This window comes from Bacillus sp. JJ783 (assembly GCF_036963225.1).
In the GTDB taxonomy this organism is placed as follows: Bacteria; Bacillota; Bacilli; order Bacillales; family Bacillaceae_G; genus Bacillus_A; species Bacillus_A cereus_U.
Genome location: NZ_JBALMG010000238.1, coordinates 1 through 2,204 on the forward strand (window position 1 = coordinate 1; position 2,204 = coordinate 2,204).

Here is a 2,204-nt window from a genome sequence, read left to right on the forward strand (position 1 = left end):
AGCTTTATTAAATGGTTTGAAGAAAATCAAAGTATATATTTTAATAAATATTTTAAGTAGCCTTGTAGCTTTAATTTTAACTACAATACTTACGATAAAGTATACATTATATGGAGCATTATTATCTATAGTATTGGTACAATCAGTAGTATTAGTGGTAACTCTAATCTACTTAATAAAAACGAAATTTATCAATAATATACAACTAAATTTAATTGGTGAAAAGAGTATTTATAAGGATTTTTCTCAGTATTCTTTAATGGCTATAGTATCTATGGTTTGTGTGCCCATCAATCAACTTTGGATTAGAAATTTAATTATTGACAATGAATCTTTGATAGCAGCAGGCCATTGGGAAGCTATGAATAAAATTTCTAGCATGTATTTATTAGTTATAACAACAGCGTTAACAACTTACTATCTTCCACGATTATCCGAGATTAGGAAAGTAGAGGAATTAAGGGAAGAAGTTCAGAAAAGTTATAAATTAATTCTACCGTTCGTGCTATTAAGCTGTTTGGGAATATTTATTTTACGAGACTTTATTATTGAATTGCTATTTAGTAAAGAGTTTTATGAAATGAGGGAACTATTTATTTTCCAGCTGATTGGAGATTTTTTGAAAATGTCTAGTTGGGTACTTGGTTTCTTAATGGTTGCAAGAGCCATGACAAAAGTTTTTATTATTACAGAAATAGGTTCAGCTTTATTATATTTAGGTCTATCTCATATATTTATTAATCAATTTTCAGTAAAAGGAGTTACAATGGCTTATGCTACTATGTATCTTATTTATTTGATATGGATGGTTATTATTTATAAGAGAATAATTAAGAATTGGGATAGAGAGAGGTAACGGAAAGGGATAAAATGAAACCATTAGTAACTATTTTTACAGCGATTTATAATCATGAGAAATATTTAGTAGATTATTTTAGGTCTATTATAGACCAAACTTATGAAAATATAGAGTTAATTCTTATCGATGATTGTTCAGTAGATGGATCCCGAAAAATTGTTAAAGAAAATTTAATTAAATTAAAAGAGCGTTTTTCTAATGTTATTTATATTGAACAAGAAACGAATAGGGGATTTGTGAACAATTGCAATACGGGTGTTGAATTAGCCGAAGGAAAATATATTTGTATTTTCGCATCAGACGATATTATGCATCCTAATAATATTAAATCAAAAGTTAGATTTCTAGAAGAAAATAAAGAGTTTGCAATGGTGTATGGAGATGGGTTTAAAATAGGTGAAAACTTCTCATATAACAATAAAGATGATAAGGGATTGGAAAAATTTAGTAATAATCAAATTTTATATGAGGGTGAGATTTTTCAAAAGCTTATTGATCAAGGTTGCTTTATTCCAGCACCGTCAGCATTATTGAAAAAAGAAGTCATTAAGGAATTAGGCTGCTATAGCCAAGAATATATGTTTGAAGATTATTATATGTGGTTGAAAATTTCAAAATTGTATAGTGTAGGGTTGATTAAGGAACCTTTAATCTATTATCGTCTTTCTGGTAATTCACTTTCACGTTCTGTAGATGGATTTAGAAAATTGGTTAACGATCAAGAAAAATTATTTTGTAATATGAAAATTTATGATGAAAATATAGACGTATCTAAGGGATTACAGCGTCTATATATCGATACAGCTTATGCTTCATTTGATTATAATTTAAGAGACGATTATAACAAATATTATAAAAAGATAAATGATAAAAATTTAAACTTGAAAATTAGAAAATTAGTAATAAATATTCCCTTTTTATATAGGTGCACAAAAATGTTAAAAAGTTAGACTAGATAACTTTTTATATAAGTAAGAGGTGCTTGATGAAAAAATTATTTTTCATAATTAATGATTTAGAAGGCGGCGGGGCTGAAAAGGTTACGGTTGAGTATGTGAATAATCTGGTTGATAAATATGATGTAACTTTATTTTTGCTAAAAAAAAGTGGGGTACATCTAAAAAAGGTAGATGCTAGGGTAAAGGTTTGTCATGCCTTACATAAAGAAGAAAAGCTAAGCAAACATATGGGAAAGGTAATTATGAGGGCCTTAAAGCATTCGAAAAATATGGATGTAGTAATAGGGGCATTGGAATTTTTACCGACATATATAGCCTTTTTCATTGGAAAGTTTAGAAGGATACCGACTATTGGATGGGTTCATACTAATTTAAATGTTAATACA

The 2,204-nt window shown here is 27.9% G+C and carries 2 protein-coding genes and 1 pseudogene; all 3 read left to right on the top strand.

Features of this window, described 5'->3' with window-relative positions; translation table 11 throughout:
- A partial coding sequence (locus V7038_RS28935; RefSeq protein ID WP_335696044.1) for an O-antigen translocase occupies nucleotides 1–856 on the top strand: 856 nt, incomplete at its 5' end.
- Between the two features lie 14 nt (nucleotides 857–870).
- Nucleotides 871–1,809 carry a glycosyltransferase family 2 protein gene (locus tag V7038_RS28940; protein ID WP_335696045.1) on the top strand — a complete coding sequence of 313 codons (939 nt, stop codon included), beginning with the start codon at nucleotides 871–873 and terminating at the stop codon, nucleotides 1,807–1,809.
- Nucleotides 1,810–1,844: 35 nt separating this feature from the next.
- Nucleotides 1,845–2,204: pseudogene (locus V7038_RS28945) on the top strand (hypothetical protein); the annotation flags it as partial.